10 protein-coding genes are annotated in these 20,104 nt (G+C 72.7%); 2 read left to right on the top strand and 8 right to left on the bottom strand.

From position 1 onward, the window contains the following. From IE267_RS38215 to IE267_RS38190, 6 genes are all read right to left on the bottom strand, one after another. Positions 1-3,923 (bottom strand): non-ribosomal peptide synthetase (locus IE267_RS38215; RefSeq protein WP_189766430.1); only part of this gene is annotated, 3,923 nt, incomplete at its 3' end. Continuing rightward, entirely contained in the window at positions 3,920-12,061 is an 8,142-nt protein-coding gene (locus IE267_RS38210; RefSeq protein WP_189766429.1) for a non-ribosomal peptide synthetase, read from the bottom strand. The genes IE267_RS38215 and IE267_RS38210, both read right to left, overlap by 4 nt. 124 nt (positions 12,062-12,185) lie before the next feature. Further along, positions 12,186-13,469, bottom strand: a complete 1,284-nt coding sequence (locus IE267_RS38205; RefSeq protein ID WP_189766428.1) for a glutamate synthase-related protein — start codon at positions 13,467-13,469, stop codon at positions 12,186-12,188. Further along, positions 13,466-14,482, bottom strand: a complete 1,017-nt coding sequence (locus IE267_RS38200) for an asparagine synthetase A (RefSeq protein WP_308428890.1) — start codon at positions 14,480-14,482, stop codon at positions 13,466-13,468. Before IE267_RS38200 ends, IE267_RS38205 begins: the two co-directional genes overlap by 4 nt. A gap of 2 nt (positions 14,483-14,484) precedes the next feature. Beyond that, positions 14,485-15,801, bottom strand: a complete 1,317-nt coding sequence (locus IE267_RS38195; protein WP_189766426.1) for a methylaspartate mutase — start codon at positions 15,799-15,801, stop codon at positions 14,485-14,487. Beyond that, positions 15,798-16,379 carry a cobalamin B12-binding domain-containing protein gene (locus IE267_RS38190; RefSeq protein WP_189766425.1) on the bottom strand — a complete coding sequence of 194 codons (582 nt, stop codon included), beginning with the start codon at positions 16,377-16,379 and terminating at the stop codon, positions 15,798-15,800. The genes IE267_RS38195 and IE267_RS38190 overlap by 4 nt, the downstream gene beginning before the upstream one ends. 397 nt (positions 16,380-16,776) lie before the next feature. Here IE267_RS38190 and IE267_RS38185 point away from each other — a divergent pair, with 397 nt between their 5' ends. Next, entirely contained in the window at positions 16,777-17,058 is a 282-nt protein-coding gene (locus IE267_RS38185; protein WP_161248064.1) for a hypothetical protein, read from the top strand. Positions 17,059-17,205: 147 nt separating this feature from the next. Further along, complete coding sequence (locus IE267_RS38180) at positions 17,206-17,418, top strand: MbtH family protein (RefSeq protein ID WP_161248062.1); 213 nt, start codon at positions 17,206-17,208, stop codon at positions 17,416-17,418. An 89-nt stretch (positions 17,419-17,507) separates the two neighbouring features. On the opposite strand, the gene IE267_RS38175 is transcribed toward IE267_RS38180, so the two are convergent. Together IE267_RS38175 and IE267_RS38170 are read right to left on the bottom strand one after the other, a co-directional pair. Beyond that, positions 17,508-18,434 carry an ornithine carbamoyltransferase gene (locus IE267_RS38175; RefSeq protein WP_189766424.1) on the bottom strand — a complete coding sequence of 309 codons (927 nt, stop codon included), beginning with the start codon at positions 18,432-18,434 and terminating at the stop codon, positions 17,508-17,510. Between the two features lie 277 nt (positions 18,435-18,711). Further along, positions 18,712-20,076, bottom strand: coding sequence for a helix-turn-helix domain-containing protein (locus IE267_RS38170; protein WP_189766423.1), 1,365 nt, complete (start codon positions 20,074-20,076; stop codon positions 18,712-18,714). Positions 20,077-20,104: the final 28 nt, after the last annotated feature.

Raw genomic sequence — 20,104 nt, 5'->3', positions numbered from 1 at the left:
ACCATGAACAACGTGGTACCGGTCTCACGCGCCAACCCGGTCAGAGCAGCATGCGTGACAGCGGGGGCGGTCACCTTGTGAGTGGCCCCGCGATAGGAAGCGACAGCAGCACGCGGCCGATCGGCCGGCAACGTCGCCTCCTCCGGCAACTCGGCCAACACCGAGCGCCAGAAGTCGAGTTGAGGGGACTGTTCATCCGCCAGCAGCCGCTGCTGCCAGAGGGTGTAGTCGGCGTACTGGACCGGCAGCGGCTCCCAGCCCGGGGCCGTGCCCTCGGTGCGGGCCGCGTAGGCGCGGTCGAGGTCGGCGAAGAAGGGGGCGTTCGACCAGCCGTCGGAGGCGATGTGGTGGGTGACGACGACCAGGACGTGGTCCTCGTGCGTCACCTTCAACAGGGCCGCCCGCAGCGGGAGTTGTGCCGTGAGGTCGAAGGCCTTGGCGCTCTCTTCGGCGAGCAGCGCGGGCAGCGTGTCCTCGTCGGCGGGTACGACCGGCAGAGGTACGTCGATCTCGTCGGCCGCCAGGACGAGCTGGTACGCCTCGCCGTCCGCCACCCGGAAGACGGTGCGCAGGGCCTCGTGGCGCCCGACGACGTCGGTGAGGGCGCGGCGCAGTGCGGCGATGTCGAGAGGGCCGGTTAGGCGGAGGGCGATCGGAATGTTGTACGTCGGCGACGGTCCCTCCAACTGGTCCAGGAACCAGAGCCGTTGCTGGGCGGAGGAGAGCGGGAGGCGTGCGGGGCGTACGCCGGCCACCAGCGCGGGGCGGGCCTTGTCGCCCTTGCTCGTCTGGATCAGCTCGTTGAGCTGGGCGACCGTGGGGTGCTGGAACATGTCGCGGACGGTGATCCGGACGCCGAAGGCGGTGCGTATGCGGCTGACGAGGCGGGTGGCGAGCAGGGAGTGCCCGCCGAGGCGCAGGAAGTGGTCGTCGATGGTGACGGAGGGGCGGCCGAGAACATCGGCGAACAGGCCGCACAGCACCTCCTCTGCGGGATCGCGCGGGGCGCGCCCGGTGCTGTCGGAGCTCAGGTCGGGTGCGGGCAGGGCGCGCCGGTCGAGCTTGCCGTTGCCGGTCAGGGGCAGGGTGTCGAGGAGGACGAAGGCGGCCGGGACCATGTAGTCGGGCAGTGCCTCGCTCGCGTGGCGGCGCAGGGCCGCGGTGTCGACGTCCTCGCCGACGACGTAGGCCACCAGGCGCTTGTCACCGGGGCGGTCCTCACGTACGACCACCGCGGCCTGGGCGACGGACGGGTGGGCCACCAGGGCCGACTCGATCTCACCCGGCTCGATCCGGAAACCGCGCAGCTTGACCTGCTGGTCGGCACGGCCCAGATACTCGACCTCACCGTCCCGCGACCACCGCACCAGGTCACCGGTGCGGTACATGCGTGTCCCGGCCGGGCCGTGCGGGTCGGCGACGAAGCGTTCGGCGGTCTGGGCGGGGCGGCGCAGGTAACCGCGGGCAAGGCCTGCGCCCGCGATGTACAGCTCGCCGGGGACGCCCGGGGCGACCAGGCCGAGGTGGTCGTCGAGGACGTAGAGCCGGGTGTTGTCGAGGGGGCGGCCGATGGGCAGGGCACCCGCGTAGTCGAACGGGCGGCGGACCGGGTGGGCGCTGGCGAAGGTGGTGGTCTCGGTGGGCCCGTAACCGTTGACGACCTGGAGGTCCGGGCAGGCGTCCATGACGCGTCGCACCGCCTCCGGCGGCACCACGTCACCGCCGGTCCACACCTCGCCGAGCCCGGTGAAGGCGGCCGGGTCCTCCTCGGCGACCAGCCGGAACAGACCCGCCGTCAGCCACAGCCCGGTGATCGACTCCTCGGCGAGTACGGCGGCCAGGGCGGCCGTGTCGAGGACGCCGGCCGGTGCGACGGCGACCGTGCCGCCGGTCAGCCAGGGCGCCCACAGTTCGAAGGTGGAGGCGTCGAAGGTGTGCGGCGAGTGGAAGAGGACGCGCTGGTGCGCGGCGCGCCGCCAGCGGTGGTCGAGGGCGAGTTCGGCCACGTTGCGGTGGGTGACGGCGACGCCCTTCGGCACGCCCGTCGAGCCCGAGGTGAACATGACGTACAGCCACTGGTCGGGGTGGGCCGCAACCTCGGGGGCGGTCGCCGGGTGGGCCGCGGTCTCGGTGTCGGTGGTGAGGTCGTCGACCAGAAGGACCCGGGTGTCGCCCGCCTCGGCGACGAGCTCGTGGTCGGCGAGGTTGCGGTCGACCAGGAGGAGCGGGGCTGCCGTGTCGGCGAGGATGCGGGTGAGCCGGGAGGCCGGGTCGACGGCGTTGAGGGGGGCGTAGACGCCGCCCGCCTTGACGATGGCCAGCAGGGCGAGGACCAGGTCGGCGGAGCGTTCCATCAGAACGGCGACGACGGTCTCCGGGCCGACGCCGAGACCGGCGAGGCGCTGCGCGAACCGGCTGGACACGGCGTCGGCCTCGGCATACGTCCAGGAACGGCCGGCGTGCGTGAGGGCGACGGCGTCGGGGGTGCGGGCGGCCTGCGCGGCGAAAAGGGCGGCGAGGGAGGCGTCCGGCACCGGGGTGGCGCGGCCGGTCCAGGTGTCGAGCAGCAGGGTGTGTTCGGCCGGGTCGAGGAGGTCGAGGCCGGACAGCGGGGTGTCGGGGTGCGCGGCCGCCTCGCCGAGCAGCCGCAGCAGCCGGCCGAGCAGGGCCTCTACGGTCTCGGGGTCGTACAGGTCGGTGGCGTACTCGGCGGTGATGTCGAGGCCGGCGGGCAGGCCGTCGGGGGTCAGGTGCTCGTCGAAGCCGACGGTGAGGTCGAACTTGGCGGTGCGGGTGGCCGAGTATTCGGCGCGGGTCCGCAGGCCCGGGAAGTCGGTGCCGGGGTCGGTGGAGCCGGCCTGCACCAGGGTGAGCATGACCTGGAAGAGGGGGTGCCGGGCGCCGCTGCGCTCGGGGTTGAGGGCCTCCACCAGCCGGTCGAAGGGCAGGTCCTGGTGTGCCCAGGCGCCCAGGTCGGTCTCCCGCACCCGCCCGAGGAGTTCCCGGAAGGTCGGGTCGCCGGCGACGTCGGTGCGCAGGACGAGCGTGTTGACGAAGAACCCGACGAGGTCGTCCAGGGCTTCGTCGGTGCGGCCGGCGACCGGGGAGCCGATCGGGACGTCGGGGCCCGCGCCGGAGACGGCGAGCACGGTGGCGAGGGCGGCCTGTGCGGCCATGAAGAGGGTGGCGCCGCTCTCGCGGGCCAGGTCGGCGAGAGCGGTGTGCGTTCCGGGCGGGCAGTGCACGGTGACGGTGTCGCCGCGGTAGGAGGCGACGGCCGGGCGCGGCCGGTCGGCGGGCAGCGTGGCCTCTTCGGGGAGTCCCACCAACTTGTCCTGCCAGTAGGTGAGTTGGCGGTTCATGAGACTGTCGTCGGCGTCCGGCTCGCCGAGCACCTCCTGCTGCCAGAGGGTGTAGTCGGCGTACTGGATCTCCAGGGGTTCCTGCTGGGGCGCGTGACCCGCTCTGCGGGCCCCGTAGGCGTGGGCCAGGTCGCGCAGCAGGGGGGCGATGGACCAGCCGTCGGAGGCGATGTGGTGCATGACGACCAGCAGGACGTGTTCCCGCTCGCCGAGCCGGATCAGCCGGGCCTGGACGGGCAGGTCGGCGGCGAGCCCGAAGACGTGCGCGGACTCGGCGGCGAGGACGTCCGCGAGGGTGTCCTCGCCGGCCGCCAGGACGGGCAGCTCGGGCCGGGCGTCCTCGGCGGGCAGGATGTGCTGGTACGGGGTGCCCTCACGCTCGGGGTAGACGGTGCGCAGGCTCTCGTGCCGGGCGACGACGTCCGCGAGGGCCAGGGTGAGCGCCTCGGTGTCGAGGTCGCCGGACAGCCGCAGGGCGAGCGGGATGTTGTAGGTCGCCGAGGGGCCCTCCAGTTGGGCGAGGAACCACAGGCGCTGCTGGGCGTACGACAAGGGGATCACTGGGAGGCTCCCATCCGGCGCATCGGCCGCAGCTTGGGGCGTGCGCTCTCCGCGCGGTCCAGCCGCTCGGCAAGCCTGGCCACGTTCGGGTTCTCGAAGAGGGCGGGGACCGGGAGTTCGGCCCCGAGGACGGTACGAATCCGGCTGATGAGCCGGGTGGCGAGCAGGCTGTGCCCGCCGAGGCGGAAGAAGTCGTCGTCCACGGAGACGGACGGCACGCCGAGGACTTCGGCGAACAGGCCGCACAGGACTTCCTCGCGGGGGTTGCGCGGCGCCCGGCCGCCGCTGCCGGCCACGACGGGGGGCCGGGGCAGCGCACGCTTGTCGAGTTTGCCGTTGGCGGTCAGCGGCAGGGCGTCCAGGGCCATGAAGACGGCCGGGACCATGTAGTCGGGCAGCGCCTCGCTCGCGTCGGTTCGCAGGGCGTCGAGATCGACGTCCTCGCCGACGACGTAGGCCACCAGGCGCTTGTCACCGGGGCGGTCCTCACGCACGACCACCGCGGCCTGGGCGACCGACGGGTGGGCCACCAGGGCCGACTCGATCTCACCCGGCTCGATCCGGAAGCCCCGCAGCTTGACCTGCTGGTCGGCACGGCCCAGATACTCGACCTCACCGTCCCGCGACCACCGCACCAGGTCACCGGTGCGGTACATGCGCACACCCGGCGGTCCGTACGGGTCGGCCACGAACCGTTCGGCGGTGAGGCCGGGCCGGTCCAGATAGCCCTGGGCGAGTCCGGTGCCGGCGATGTACAGCTCGCCGGGGACGCCCGGGGCGACCAGTTCCAGGTGCTCGTCGAGGACGTAGAGCCGGGTGTTGTCGAGGGGGCGGCCGATGGGCAGGGCACCCGCGTAGTCGAACGGGCGGTGCAGCGGGTGGGCGCTGGCGAAGGTGGTGGTCTCGGTGGGCCCGTAGCCGTTGACGACCTGGAGGTCCGGGCAGGCGTCCATGACCCGCCGTACCGCCTCCGGCGGCACCACGTCACCGCCGGTCCACACCTCGCGCAGGCCCGCGAAGGCGGCCGGGTCCTCCTCGGCGACCAGCCGGAACAGACCCGCCGTCAGCCACAGCCCGGTGATCGACTCATCGGCGAGTATCCGGGTGAGCGCGGCCGTGTCCAGCAGGCCGGGCGGGGCGACGACCAGGGTGCCACCGGACAGCAGCGGCACCCACAGTTCGTAGGTGGTCGCGTCGAAGGCGAGCGGCGAGTGCAGCAGGACCCGGCGGTGCGCGGCGCCGGTGAAGCGGTCGTCGGCGGCCAGCTCGGTGATGTTGCGGTGGGTGACGGCGACGCCCTTCGGCACGCCCGTCGAGCCCGAGGTGAACATGACGTAGGCGAGCTGGTCCGGGTGGACGGTGACCTCGGGGGCCGTGTCGGCGTACGAGCCGGCCGGGCCGGTGACCGACAGGACGCGCGCGCCGTCCGGGAGTGCGAAGCCCGTCAGGTCGCGGTCGGTGAGGAACACCTCCGCGCCCGACACGCGCACGATGAGGTCGACGCGGTCCTTCGGGTAGCGGGTGTCGAGCGGCACGTACACCGCGCCGGCCTTGACGACGGCGAGGATCGCGACGACCGCCTCCGGTGAGCGCTCCTGGAAGAGCGCCACCCGGGAGCCGGGCCGCACCCCCTCGGCGATCAGCCGGTGGGCGAGCAGGTTCGCCCTGCGGTCCAACTCGGCGTACGTCAGCCGCTGTTCGCCGTGCGAGAGGGCGACGGCGTCGGGTGTGCGGGCGGCCTGCCCGGCGAACAGCTCCGGCAGCGCGGCGGCCGGCCGGACCTGCCGGGTGCCGTGCCAGGTGTCGAGCAGCCGCGCCCGCTCGTCGTCGGCCAGGACATCGAGGGCTCCGATCGGTGCGTCCGGGGTGTCGGCGGCGGCCTGGAGCAGCCGTACCAGCCGTGCGGCGACGGCCGAGACGGTCGCCGGGTCGTACAGGTCGGTGGCGTACTCGACGGTGATGCCGAGACCGGCCGGGCCGCCGTCGGGGGCGCGGTGCTCGTGGAAGGTGAAGGTGAGGTCGAACTTGGCGATGCCGAGCGCGGTGAACTCCGACTCGGCGTGCAGGCCCGGCAGTTGGGGCACCGGGGTGTCGGCGTCGGTGACCGACAGCATGACTTGGAAGAGGGGGTGCCGGGCGGCGGACCGCTCCGGGTTGAGGGCCTCCACCAGCCGGTCGAACGGCACGTCCTGGTGTGCCCAGGCCGCGAGGTCGGTCGTCCGCACCCGGTCGAGGAGTTCCCGGAAGGTCGGGTTGCCGCTGACGTCGGTGCGCAGCACGAGCGTGTTGACGAAGAACCCGACCAGCTCCTCCAGCGCCTCCTCGCTCCGGCCCGCGACCGGGGAACCGATGGGGATGTCGCTGCCGGCGCCGGAGCGTGCCAGCAGGGCCGAGGTGGCCGCCTGCGCGACCATGAACAGGGTGGTGCCGCTCTCGCGGGCGAGTCGGGTGAGCGAGGCGTGCAGACCTGCGGGGCAGCGCACGGTCAGCGAGGCGCCCCGGTACGAGGCGGTGGCGGGCCGGGCCCGGTCGGCGGGCAGCGTCACTTCCTCCGGCAGCCCGTCGAGCACCCGGCGCCAGTGGTCGAGCTGGCGCTCCTCGTCCGCCGCGAGCAGCGCCTGCTGCCACAGCGCGTAGTCGGCGTACTGGACCGGCAGCGGCTCCCAGTTCGGGGCCGTGCCCTCGGCGCGGGCCGTGTAGGCGGCGGCCAGGTCCCGCACGAGGGGGGTGGTGGACCAGCCGTCGGAGGCGATGTGGTGGATGACGAGGAGCAGTACGTGCTCGTCGTCCTCGACCCGCAACAGGTCGGCGCGCAGCGGCAGTTCGCGGGCCAGGTCGAAAGTGGTGGCGGACAGGTCGCGCAGCAGCTCCGGCAGCGCCTCGCGGGTCGCCGGTATCAGCGCCGCCGCGGGCCGGGCCTCGTCGGCGGGCAGGACCTGCTGGTACGGGGTGCCCTGCTCGGCCGGGAAGACGGTCCGCAGCGCCTCGTGCCGGGCCACGACGTCGCCCAGGGCGAGGTGCAGCGCGTCGGTGTCGAGGGTGCCGACGAGCCGGACGGCGAGCGGGATGTTGTAGGTGGCGGAGGGGCCCTCCATCTGGTCCAGGAACCACAGCCGCCGCTGGGCCGCCGACAGCGGTATCCGCTCGGGCCGCTCCCCCGCCACCAGCGCGGGCCGCCGGTCCTCATCCGTGCCGTCGGCGATGAACGCCGCGATCCGGGCCACGGTGGGCCACCGGAACAGATCGCGCACCGACAGCCGGGCGCCCAGCGTGCGCCGGACGCGGCTGACGAGGCGGGTGGCGAGCAGGGAGTGCCCACCGAGGCGGAAGAAGTCGTCGTCGATGGAGACGGCGGGCAGCCCCAGCGCGTCCGCGAACAGCCCGCACAGCACCTCTTCGACGGGCGTACGGCCCTGTCGGCCACCGGGCCCGGTGCCGAGCCTGGGCTCGGGCAGCGCACGGCGGTCGAGCTTGCCGTTGGCGGTCAGCGGCAGCAGGTCGAGCTCCACGAAGGCGGCCGGGACCATGTACTCGGGCAGTGCCGTACCGGCGTACCGGCGCAGCGCTTCGGTGTCGACGCGGGTGTCGCCGTCGGCCACGACGTAGGCGACGAGGCGCTTGTCGCCGGGACGGTCCTCACGCACGACCACCGCCGCCTGCGAGACCGACTCGTGCGACACCAACGCCGCCTCGATCTCGCCGAGTTCGATCCGGAAACCCCGCAGCTTCACCTGCTGATCGGCACGACCCTCGAAAACGACCTCACCGAACTCGTTCCACCGCGCCAGATCACCCGTCCGGTACATCCGCTCACCCGACGCACCGAACGGATCGGCCACGAACCGCTCCGACGACAACCCCGGACGACCCACATACCCCCACGCCAGATGACTCCCCGCCACATACAACTCACCCACCACACCCGGCACCACCGGACGCAGCCCCTCATCCAGCACATACATCCGCGTATTGGCCATCGGCACACCCAAATGCAGCCGATCCACCACCCGCTCACCAGGCCCGAACACCTGATAACTGCAGAACACCGTCGACTCCGTCGGCCCATACGCATGCACCACCGTCGTCCCCGGGCACTCCTCCAACACCCGCTGCAACGCAGGCGCCGACAGCACATCACCACCCGTCCAAATCTCCTCCACACCCGCCAACGCCCCCACCGCCTCAGACGCCATCGCATCGAACAACGCCGTCGTGAAATACACCGCGGTGATGCCATGGCGCACGAGGGCGTCGCCGAGTTCGGCCACATCGACCTTGGAAACCGGAAGGATCACCGCGGTGCCACCGCTGAGCAGCGGCACCCACAGCTCGTACGTCGAGGAGTCGAAGGCCAACGGCGAATACGCCAGCACCCGCCGGTGCCGCTCCCCCGCACCCCACCACGGGTCCAACGCCAGCTCCACCACATTGCGATGCGTATTCGCCACACCCTTCGGCGTCCCACTCGACCCCGACGTATACATCACATACGCCAACTGGTCCGCATGCACCGGGACTTGGAGGGAGTCGGCATCGGCCTCGGCCAGCAGGGCCGGGACGTCCGGCGGGGACAGCGGGGTCAGGCCGTCGGCCGGGGCGTCCCGGTCGGTGACGAGGAGGGTGGCGCCGGTGTCGGCGAGGATGAACGCCAGGCGCTCGCGGGGCTGACGGGCGTCCAGCGGTACGTACACGCCGCCCGCCTTGAGGACGCCGAGGGCGGCGACCACGTACTCCGGTGACCGGTCGAGGAAGAGACCCACGGCGGTGCCGGGGACGACGCCGAGGCCGGCCAGGCGGCGGGCGAAGGCATCGGACGCGCGGTCCAGCGCGCGATACGACAGCTCGCTCTCCCCGCACACCAGCGCGGGCGCGTCGGGGGTGCGGGCGGCCTGCGCGGCGAACAGTTCGTGCAGGGTGCCCGTGGGCAGGGTGGCGGCGGTGTCGTTGTAGTCGGTGAGCAGGGCGCGGCGCTGGTCGCGGGTGAGCAGCTCGATGTCGGCCACCCGGACGTCGGGGTCGGCGATCACGGCGTCCAGGACCCGGGTCAGCCGGTCGGCGGCGGTCTCGATCGTCGCGGGGTCGTACAGGTCGGTGGCGTACTCCAGGACGATGTCGAGCCCGTTCGGGCCGCCCGTCCGGTCGCGGTGCTCGTAGAAGTTGACGGTGAGGTCGAACTTGGCGGTGCCCATGCCGGGTTGGCCGGTCCTGGCGCGCACCCCGGGCAGCGCGGGGGCGGCCTCGGCGGCCTCGGCCAGGGTGAGCATGACCTGGAAGAGCGGGTGCCGGGCGGCGGACCGCTCCGGGTTGAGGGCCTCCACCAGCCGGTCGAAGGGCAGGTCCTGGTGTGCCCAGGCGCCCAGGTCGGTCTCCCGCACCCGGTCGAGGAGATCGCGGAAGGTGGGGTCGCCGCTCGCGTCGGTGCGCAGGACCAGCGTGTTGACGAAGAAGCCGACCAGGTCCTCAAGGGCCCCGTCGGTGCGGCCCGCGACCAGGGAGCCGACCGGGATGTCGGTCCCGGCCCCGGAGCGGGAGAGCAGCGCGACCGTGGCGGCCTGCGCCACCATGAAGAGCGTGGCGCCGGACTCCCTGGCGAGCGCGGTGAGCGCCCGGTGGGTCTCGCCCGGGCAGTGCACGGTGTGGGTGCTGCCCCGGTAGGAGGCGACGGCGGGGCGGGGCCGGTCGGCGGGCAGGGTCGACTCGGCGGGCAGCCCGGCGAGTGCCGTGCGCCAGTGGTCGAGCTGCGTCCCCTCGTGCTCGGCGAGCAGGTCCCGCTGCCACAGCGCGTAGTCGGCGTACTGGACCGGCAGCGGCTCCCAGTTCGGGGCCGTGCCCTCGGCGCGGGCCGTGTAGGCGGTGCCGAGGTCCCGCATCAGCGGGGTGTTGGACCAGCCGTCGGAGGCGATGTGGTGGACGACCAGGACCAGCACGCTCCGGTCGGCGCCGGTCCTCAACAGGGCCGCGTGCAGCGGCAGTTCGGCCGCGAGGTCGAAGAGGTGCGCGGCTTCCCCGGCGATCCGGTCGGCCAGCTCGTCCTCGGTGACGTCGGCGACGGCCAGCGGGACGGTCACCTCGTCGGGGTGGGCGATGTGCTGCCGGGGCTCGCCGTCGTGCACCGGGTAGCTGGTGCGCAGCACCTCGTGCCGGGCGAGCACGTCACCGATGGCCTGCCGCAGCAGCTCGGGGTCGACGGCGCCGGTGAGGGTGACGGTGAGCGGGATGTTGTAGGTGCTGGAGGGGCCCTCCATCTGGTCCAGGAACCACAGCCGCCGCTGGGCCGCCGACAGCGGCAGGTGCTCGTCCGAGCGCGGGACGACGGTGAGCTGGGGGCGCGGGGCCGTCCCGGCGCCGCCGGCGATGTGCTCGGCGAGCCGGGCGACGGTCGGGTACTGGAAGAAGTCCCGCAGGGTCAGTTCCGTCGCGAGGGCGCTGCGCACGCGGCCGACCAGGCGGGTGGCGAGCAGGGAGTGCCCGCCGAGGCGGAAGAAGTCGTCGTCGACGGAGACCGCGGGCACGCCGAGTATGTCGGCGAACAGTCCGCACAGCACCTCTTCGGCGGGTGTGCGCGGGGCCCGGCCCGTGGCGCCGCCGGCCTGCGGTGCGGGCAGGGCTGCGCGGTCGAGCTTGCCGTTGGCGGTCAGCGGCAGTTCGGCGAGTGCGACGAAGGCGGAGGGCACCAGGTACTCGGCGAGGCGCTCGGCGCAGTGCCCGTGCAGGGTGTCGGCGTCGGCCTCCGATACGACGTAGGCGACGAGGCGCTTGTCGCCGGGACGGTCCTCACGCACGACCACCGCCGCCTGCGAGACCGACTCGTGCGACACCAACGCCGCCTCGATCTCCCCCAGTTCGATCCGGAAACCCCGCAGCTTCACCTGCTGATCGGCACGACCCTCGAAAACGACCTCACCGAACTCGTTCCACCGCGCCAGATCACCCGTCCGGTACATCCGCTCACCCGACGCACCGAACGGATCGGCCACGAACCGCTCCGACGACAACCCCGGACGACCGATGTACCCCCACGCCAGATGACTCCCCGCCACATACAACTCACCCACCACACCCGGCACCACCGGACGCAGCCCCTCATCCAGCACATACATCCGCGTATTGGCCATCGGCACACCCAAATGCAGCCGATCCACCACCCGCTCACCAGGCCCGAACACCTGATAACTGCAGAACACCGTCGACTCCGTCGGCCCATACGCATGCACCACCATCGTCCCCGGGCACTCCTCCAACACCCGCTGAAGTGCCGGCGCCGACAGCACATCACCACCCGTCCAAATCTCCTCCACACCCGCCAACGCCCCCACCGCCTCCGACGCCATCGCATCGAACAACGCCGTCGTGAAATACACGGCAGTGGCCCGGTGTTCGGTGAGCGCCGCGGCCAGCTCGGCGATGTCCAGCTTCGGGGCGGGCAGCACGATCGCGGTGCCACCGCTGAGCAGCGGCACCCACAGCTCGTACGTCGAGGAGTCGAAGGCCAACGGCGAATACGCCAGCACCCGCCGGTGCCGCTCCCCCGCACCCCACCACGGGTCCAACGCCAGCTCCACCACATTGCGATGCGTATTCGCCACACCCTTCGGCGTCCCACTCGACCCCGACGTATACATCACATACGCCAACTGGTCCGCATGCACCGCGAGTTCGAGGGGTGGGGCATGTTCGGCGGGTTCGGTGACGTCGTCGGTGAGGCGGAGGACGGGCACGGTGCCGGCGAAGGCCGTGGCCTGCTCGTCGCGGTCGGTCAGGAGGAGGACCGCGCCGGTGTCGGCCAGGATGAACGCGCGCCGTTCCTCGGGCTGACGGGGATCGAGGGGGACGTAGGCGCCGCCCGCCTTGAGGACGGCGAGCATGGCGACGACGTAGCCGAGGGAGCGGTCCTGGAAGAGGCCGACGGCGTCCCCCGGGCGCACGCCGCGGGTCCTCAGCCGGTGGGCGAGGGCGTCGGCGGCCCGGTCCAGTGCCCGGTAGGTCAGTTCGTGGCCTTCGCACACCAGCGCCGTCACGTCCGGGGTGCGGGCGGCCTGCGCGGCGAACAGCTCGTGCAGCGCGCCTTCCGGCAGCCGTACGGCGGTGTTGTTGTAGGCGTCGAGGTCGACGGGGGTGGCGGGGTACTGGTGAGACATCTTCTCGACACCATTCTCGAAGTTCGGGGTCTGCACGGGTCTCGCGGCGTGCCGGAAACCGGTGCGGCCACGACTGGGGAATCGCGTGTGCGGTGCGGAAAAGGCGCGGGGCGTGGTGCCCGGGTCAGGCGGCGCCGGGCGCGGCCGGTGGCGTGTGCCAGGCGGCCGGGAGGAGCAGGTCCTCGGGGTCGAGGGCGCCCACGTGGTACTTGCCGACCGCGCTGGTCAGCATCCGCGTCTCCAGGGCGAAGGCCTCGACGAGGCGGCGCAGACCGGCCTCGCGGTCCTCGTCGACGGCGAGGAGCGCGGCCCGGCCGAGACCGACGGCGCGGGCCCCGAGGGCGAGCGCCTTCACGGCCCGGGTGCCCTCCCACATGCGGCCGCTGGCCAGGAGGCAGCGGTCCGTGCGGCCCAGGTGGCGCAGGCAGTCGGCGAGCGGCAGCCCGACGTGGGAGAGGAAGCCGGTGGGGGCCCAGGCGGTGCCGCCCTCGGCGCCGTCGACGGTGACGGCGTCGGCGCCTGCCGCCCAGGCCGTGGCCGCGGCGAGGGCGACGTCCCGGCCCGGGTGCAGCTTCACCCACACCTTCACGCGGGGGAAGTTGTTGCGCATGAGCCGGACCTGCTGGCGCAGGATCTCCTCGGTGAAGGTGCCGGGGCTGCTGACCCGCAGCACCCGGTCGCTGTCGGCGCCGAACACCTCGTCGGTGGCGTACTGCTCGGCGACGCGGCTCGCGGTGTCCCGGCCGAGGACGGTGAGGCCGCCGAGGCCGGGCTTGGCGCCCTGGCCGACCTTCAGCTCGAAGGCGAGCCGGCCGGTGGCGAGCAGGGGTTCGCTGACGGGGTCGCTGTAGACGAGGTTCCACACCTCGGCGTCGGCGTCCTCGGTGGACTGCTGGACGGCGACGCCGCCGAACATCTCGTCGGCGGCCTCGGCGTAGGCGGCGATCCGGCCGAGCAGCGGGGTGACACCGGTGTCGCCGGCACTGCGGTAGCCGTTGACGGGGACCACGTTCTCGCCGATGACCAGCGGGACGCCGAGCTGGGCCGCCTGCCGTCCCGCGGCCTCCCCGAGGTCGTGGCTGGCCACCTGTGTCGAGCCGAACGCGGAGACGTACAAGGGCAGTCGGCTGGTGAATCCGCCGATGACGGTTTCGAGGTCGACGTCGCTGTAGAGGGGTTCGCGGCCGAGGTCGATGAGCTTCTTCAGGCGCTCGGGCATGAAGACCGGCGGGACGATCCGGATGCGCTCCAGGTCGTCGTCCGGGGCCGGTACATACGGTGCCGGGCCGGCGCCGAGCAGTCCGCTGCCGTAGCCGGACTCGGCGGGGAAGGCGGCGGCGGCACCGAGCCGGGCCCGGGCGCGGACCTGTTCCTCGGGGAAGCCGTGCGCGACGAGTGCGGTGCTCACGCCGACACCACCCCGGGGAGCTTCGGGTAGGCGCTGGCCTGCCAGGCGACCTGCCGTCCGGTGACGTACCGGGTGAAGCGCTCCAGGCCGATGCCGAAGCCGGAGCTGCCGGGGATGCCGCGGCGGGCCAGGTCCAGGTACCAGCCGTACTTGGCGGGGTTCTCGCCGGTCTCGCGCATCCTGGTGACGAGGGTGGCGTAGTCGTGCTCGCGCTCGCTGCCGCTGGCGAGTTCGCCGTAGCCCTCGGGGGCGATGAGGTCGAAGTTGCGCAGCACGCCGGGCTGTTCGGGGTTCTCCTTGTCGTAGAAGCCGCGCGAGCCCTTGGGATAGTCGGTGATGAAGAAGGGGCGGTCCGCGCCCGCGGAGACGATCTCCTCGCCCTGCCAGTCGATCTCGGCGGCCGGGTCCTGCGGGTGCCCGGCGTCGATCAGGCCGGCGGTGGCCTGCGCGTGTCCGACGCGGCCGAAGGCCTCGGTGACGGCCCGGCGCAGGGTGTCGGTGTCGCGGCCGAGCACGTCGAGTTCGGCGGGCATCGAGGCGACCACGTCGGTGACGACGTGGGTGACGAGCTGCTCGGCGAGGTGCATCGCGTCCTCGCGGCGGGCGTCGCGCATCTCCACGTCGATCTGGTGGAACTCGACGAGGTGGCGGTGGGTGACGGCCGTCTCGACCGGCTCCAGGCGGATGTTGGGCGCGATGTAGAAGATCTTGTCGAAAGCGAGCAGCGAGGCCTGCTTGTAGAGGATCGCGCTCGTCATCAGCTTGTACTTGTGGCCGTAGAAGTCGACGTCCACCTGCTTGGAGCCCCGGATGCCGGGGTCGGTGACCGGTCCGATGAGGGGCGGCAGCAGTTCCTGGAAGCCCTGCCCGGTCAGGAAGGCGCGGGTGGCGGCGAGCATACGGCTCTGCACGCGCAGGGTGGCCCGGGTGCGGGGGTCGGTGAGGTGGGCGTCGGGCGAGGACGGGAACGGCACCGTTGCCTCGTCCACGGCCTCGGGGGCGGTCACGGTCATGGTCATACCTCCAGCAGTTCGTGGGCGGGCCCGTCGGCGGCAGCACGCTGCGGGCCGGGAGCGGGGCGGGGGTCGGGCGCCTCGTCGTAGCGGCGCTGCACGTAGGTCAGGGCGTCGTACAGGCCGGCGGCGGTGAGCCGGGCGCCGCGCTGTCCGGTGACCCGGCCGATGGGCAGCGCCCCGATGTCGGACCAGGTGAGCCGACCGTCCGCGTCGATGTGGCTGCGGGTGCGGCCGGCGTTGTCGGGGTGCAGGCAGAAGGGGACGTCGAGGTAGCCGCGCTCGAACGCCTTGAGCAGCGCGCTGCCGAGGTCGCCGTCCAGGTCGAGTACGGCGTCCACGAGGGCGCGGGCCTCGGCGTAGACGGGGTTGTCGGCGGTGTCGAGGGCGACGGCGGCGGCCGGCGCCGTGGTGCGGGCGGCGGCCCGGGCGGCGACGCGCAGGGCCTCCACGTTTTCGGCGACGGTCGGGATGCGGTGCGCCTCGGCGGCGGTCTTCACGATGAGCCGGTCCGCGCCGGCCAGGACCGCGAGTTCGGCGGAGCGCTCAAGCAGGGCGCGGGCGCCGTGCGGGGAGCGGGGGTAGACCCCCATGTAGGTGTAGACGACGACGTGCCAGTCGGTGTCGGGCAGGAGCTCGGCCGCGAGGCGGCGCAGCGCGCGCACGGCCTGCCGGTCCTGCTCGGGGCTGGTCTGCTGGGTGTAGCTGAGGGAGATGGAACGCAGTCCGGCCCGGTGGAAGAAGAGCCCCTCAAGGGCGCTGATCGCCACCAGCAGTCCGGGCGGGCAGAGTTGGCCGAGCATGCAGCCGCCGAAGCTCTCCAGGTGCGGTTCGGCGCCCTGGGCGCGCAGCGCGGCCAACTGCTCGCAGGCTTCCTGCCAGTTGCGCATCGAGTCGACCAGCGGGGTGCGGCCGTAGGGCAGGCAGTAGGAGACCGGGCCGCCCTCGGTGGCGGTCAGGCCCAGCCGGGCGAGCGCGGCGACGATCCGCTGCGGGCTCGCCGAGCCGTGCCGGACCTGGACGGGGAAGCCCGGGCCGGGAATGCCGTCCAGGACCCAGTGGGAGGTGTGCGGGCTGTAGGAGGTGATGGGGTAGCCGTTGAGGGAGACGTCCGCGTTGAGGGCGCGTACGGCGGCCGGTTCGTCGCAGACGCGGGTGTAGCTGTCGATGGTGAGGGTGCCGGCGACCGCTTCCGCCGCGCCCTTGGTGGCGAGCAGTCCGGCCCGCATCCGGGCGGGCTCCGAGAAGCCCATGCGAGGCTGCACCACGAGGGTGCCCCGGGCGCGGGCGGCGGCCACGAACCGGCCGAAGGACGTCATCGAGCCGCTCCTTCCCGAGCGCCGACCGGTACGAGCGCACCGCGACCGGCGGTGAGTTGACTGTCATTGGCCTCGAACTCGGCGCACTGTGCGCTGAGTTGACCGTCGCCCGGCACGACTCGGGTGCGGTCGGCCGCCAGCGCGGCGACGAACGCCTCGAAGGGCGCGAGGCCCTGCTCGTCGTGGAACACGGCGTCGAAGCCCGCCGCCAGCAGCCGCCGGCGCTGCCCGTCCTGTCCCTCGGCACCCCGGACACCGAGCTTGCCGCCGACGACGGCCGGCAGCCCGGCCAGCTCCCAGCGTGCCCGGAGCGCCCGCACGAGGTATTCGGCGTCGTGGAATCCGTGGCCGTTCACACTGCTCACCACGAGCAGGTCGGGCTGGTACTTGCAGCACGACTCGACGATCTCGTCCTGGGCGATGCACGGCCCCAGATTGACGACTCGGTGTCCGAGGTCTTCGAGCAGCAATTGCATGAACACGAGATTCCAGGTGTGGGCATCGGACGGCAGTCCGGTGACCACGACGTCCAGCGGCCCGGACGTATCTCGGGGCGCCAATTCCGCAGGCTGCTTCATCACTTCGTCCGCATCATGGGATGTCAATGGGAGAAGGAGGTCCTGGATGGCTCGGAACTTCCTTACGCCATTGATCGTAGGAACGCGTCACGCGGCTCACCGGCGCCCGAGGCGGCAGCCGGGCGGCAGTTGCCGCTGCCGGTCGATACGGGATTCACGGCCCGACGTACAGTCGCTTTCCGGTGCCGGACCGGTGTGAAGGACGCGAAGGAACGCGATCGCGTCGCCACTTCGGTACCCGCCCGCACAGCCGGCGCACTCGCGCGGGATCAACGTCCGAGATCGAACCACCCGGATCGAACGACCCGGATCGAATGGCTGAGATCAACGAGGAAAGCGGACAAGCGAGTTACCGGCTTCGACCCTGCCTTGCCGTACCTTGCGAAGGAGTGGACCCATGTCCCAGATCGCCCCTGTCGCCGCCCCCGACGAATTGCTGACCGCGGCGCTGCGCGAGGCCATGTCCCAGGCCGATCGCCGTGAAGCCGTGGGTGAGGCGAAGTTCGCGGTCCTTGAGGCGGCGGTGCAACTGCTCGACGCCGACCGGCCCGAGCTCGCCGACCAGCCCGAGCTGCGCACGGAACTGCTGCGCGAGGCGCTCGGCGCGGTGCGGGCCGCGGCGGTCGCCGCCGGGGTCGCCGTCACGCGCGCCCGCCAGGTCACGGCCGTGCCGGCCTGACCGCGGAGCCGGCGGCGTCGACGTCATGCCGCCCAACTGCCGCCCGTGCTGCCCGATTTCGCGGGCCGCGCTGCCTAGCGTCGAGGCAGCGGTGCGGAGGCGACGCCCCGTACCGACCTGTTCCACGGACCGACAGAGGTGACTTCCATGGCAACCAACCCGTTCGACGACGCCGACGGCCGATTCGTCGTCCTGGTCAACGACGAGGGCCAGCACTCGCTGTGGCCCGCCCGCATCCGTCGTCCCGACGGCTGGCAGCAGGCGCACGAGGAGGGCAGCAAGCAGGAGTGCACCGAGTACATCGAGGCCAACTGGACCGACCTGCGCCCGCGTTCGGTGGTGGCCGCGATGGGAGCCTGAACCGTCCGGCCCACACCGGGGCGGCGTCGGTACGGCTCGCTCGGAGCCGGTACCGACGCCGCCCCGGTGTGCGTGGGCCCCGTACGTCCTCAGTCGTCCAGGCCCACCACGCACCACTCCAGGACCGCCATCGCGGCCGTCATCTTGTGGTGCGCCTGTCGCCAGGCGAGGCTGCGCTCGCCGTCCAGGACCTCGTCGGTGACCTCCTGGCCGCGCACGGCGGGCAGGTCGTGCAGGAACACGGTGTGCGCGCCGCTGTGGCGGTCGAAGAAGTCGCGGTCGATGCGGAACCCCTCGAAGGACGCCAGCCAGTTCGGGTCGGCCTTGGGCACGCCCATGGTCTGCCAGCGGCTGGTGTAGATCGCGTCCACCGGGCCGTCGACCGCGTCCGGGTCGGTGATCTGAACGACCTGGTGGTGACCGCCGCTCAGCTCGTCGACCGCGTCCAGAACGGTCTTGGGCACCTCGTAGCCCTCGGGGCACAGCAGGGTGACGCGCAGCTCGGGGACGAGCGCCCCGGCCAGCGCGAGGGCGGCTCCGGAGCTGTTGCCCTCGCCGACGACGAGCAGATGGCGGCCGGCGAGGGACCCGAAGCGCTCGGTGAGCGTGGCCAGGTCGGCGATGGCCTGGGTGGGGTGCTCGTCCAGGCTGAGCGCGTTGACGACGGCGAGGTCCGGGCTGGTGCCGAGCCGGCGCATCTCCTCGACGTCGCCGTTGGTGCGCACGACGAGGGCGTCCAGGTACTGGCCGAGGACGCGGCTGGTGTCCTCCACGGTCTCGCCGGTGGAGAGTTGGAGTTCGTCCGGCCCGAAGGTGATGACGTCGGCACCCAGGCGGGTGGCCCCGCTCCAGAACGACGTACGCGTCCTGGTGGAGGACTTGCGGAAGAAGATGCCCACCTGGCGGCCGGCCAGCGGACGGTCCTCTACATCCCCTCGGCCGAACTCGACGGCGCGGGCGACGATACGGGTGAGCTGCTCGGGCCGGAGGTCGGCGAGCGAGATCAGGTTGCGCATGGCGGGAAGGCCCTTTCGGTGACGGACGGATGTCGGGAGGAGAGGGTCGGGAGGAGAGGGGGGAGAAGCAGCGGGCAACAGGTAGCGGATAGGAGAGGCAAGGGCAGGGGCAAGTGAGGTGAATGGATCAAGTGGCTTAACAACAGGCGTAGTTGAGGACGTACCGCGAGCCGCGGCCGACCCCTGGTGCACCGGCACCGCAGACCGCGGGGCCGCACCGGCACCGCAGACCGCCGGGCCGTATCAGCACCTCGGACGGCCGGGCCACCCGCCGGGTTCAGTGCACCAGCGCCGCGGACCGCCGGGCCGCCGCCCCCGCGCGATCCGCCGCGAGCCCCCGCACCAGGTTGAGGACCCCGAAGCGGCTGGCACCCTCCGCCGCCGCCGGCAGCCGGCGGACCAGTCCCCGCAGCATCAGCGCGTGGACCTCGCGGGCCACGGTCGCGGCGGGGACGGCCAGGACGGCGGCGGCCTGCTCGGCGGTCCAGCCGTCGGCCAGCGCACCCAGGTCGCCGAGGAGGGTGGCCTGCGCGGCGTCCATCCGGCCCACCGCCGCGGCGAGCACCGCGCCGAGCCCCTCTTCGTTGACGTCGGAGAGGGTGGCGTCGTCCACGAGGTCCAGGGGGCTGGTCCTGGCTATCCTCAGCAACTCCTCCAGCGAGTGCAGCAGCAGCCAGGACGCGGCGGACTCCATCGCCCTCGGCACCCCGTCCAGGGCGTGGCAGATCCGGGCCACCGTGCGCACGACGGAGTCCGTGGGCAGCAGGTCGGGACGCATGTGGCCGACGTAGGACAGCATCAGTTCCACGGCAGGCTCCCCGGCGCTGAGGGATGCCCCGGGCAGCGGTGTGGCGGCGTCGGACGACGGCTCCGGGGCGGGCAGCGGCAGCGGGGCGAGCGGCAGCAGCCGGTTGCCGGGGGTGCGGTGCGGTTCCCGCGCGGTGATCAGCACCTTGAGGCGCTCGCAGCTGTGCAGCAGCTCCAGGAGCTGGGGGGCCGGACGCGATGCGGCGTCGTGGCCGTCGAGGACCAGGAGGGCGGCGCGGTCGCGGACGACCGAGGCCAGTTCGTCGAGGCCCGGACCGCCGTCGGCCAGGGAACGCGCCCAGGCGGTGAGCGCGGCGCGGGGACTGCGGGCGGAGCCGGCCGCCGCTGCTGCCGTACCCATGTCGACCCAGAGGACGGGCATCCGGTCGCGGGTGTGCAGCAGCAGCGCGGCCTCCTGGGCGAGCCGGGTCTTGCCGACGCCCGCGATGCCGACCACGGTCAGCAGCCGCTCGTGCTCGGTGGCGAGCAGCCCGGTGAGGGCCCGCAGCTCCTCGGTCCGGCCGACCAGGCGACGCAACGGCTCGGGCGGCGGGGCCAGTTCGGCCCCGAACGCCTCGCGCATCACGGTGTCGGCGGGTGCGCCCTCGACGGCGAGTTCGAGCGCCGCGCGCCGGGCGTCGCCCAGCCGCATGGCGTCGGCGAGCAGCCGGAGCGTCTCGCGGCGCGGGTGCCGTACCCGCCCCTGCTCCAGGTCGCGGATGGCTCGAACACTGACGGTGGACAGGCCGGCGAGCTGTTCCTGGGTGATTCCCGCCCACCGGCGTGCCGCTCTCAGCTGTCTGGCGAGTCCGTCCGTAGCTGCCTGCTCCGTCATGGCCACTCTCCTCGACTTGCGTGTGGGC

It is taken from the genome of Streptomyces xanthochromogenes (assembly GCF_014650455.1).
GTDB lineage: Bacteria > Actinomycetota > Actinomycetes > Streptomycetales > Streptomycetaceae > Streptomyces > Streptomyces xanthochromogenes.
The sequence above is the reverse complement of the archived record's forward strand: the minus strand, read 5'-3'. Positions and strand labels throughout refer to the sequence as shown.

Excerpts from the sequence above, each read along its gene's own strand:
- IE267_RS38210 (WP_189766429.1), bottom strand. The coding sequence starts at position 12,061 with ATGTCTCACCAGTACCCCGCCACCCCCGTCGACCTCGACGCCTACAAC.
- IE267_RS38200 (WP_308428890.1), bottom strand. The coding sequence starts at position 14,482 with ATGACCGTGACCGCCCCCGAGGCCGTGGACGAGGCAACGGTGCCGTTC.
- IE267_RS38195 (WP_189766426.1), bottom strand. The coding sequence starts at position 15,801 with ATGACGTCCTTCGGCCGGTTCGTGGCCGCCGCCCGCGCCCGGGGCACC.
- IE267_RS38190 (WP_189766425.1), bottom strand. The coding sequence starts at position 16,379 with ATGAAGCAGCCTGCGGAATTGGCGCCCCGAGATACGTCCGGGCCGCTG.
- IE267_RS38185 (WP_161248064.1), top strand. The coding sequence starts at position 16,777 with ATGTCCCAGATCGCCCCTGTCGCCGCCCCCGACGAATTGCTGACCGCG.
- IE267_RS38180 (WP_161248062.1), top strand. The coding sequence starts at position 17,206 with ATGGCAACCAACCCGTTCGACGACGCCGACGGCCGATTCGTCGTCCTG.
- IE267_RS38175 (WP_189766424.1), bottom strand. The coding sequence starts at position 18,434 with ATGCGCAACCTGATCTCGCTCGCCGACCTCCGGCCCGAGCAGCTCACC.
- IE267_RS38170 (WP_189766423.1), bottom strand. The coding sequence starts at position 20,076 with ATGACGGAGCAGGCAGCTACGGACGGACTCGCCAGACAGCTGAGAGCG.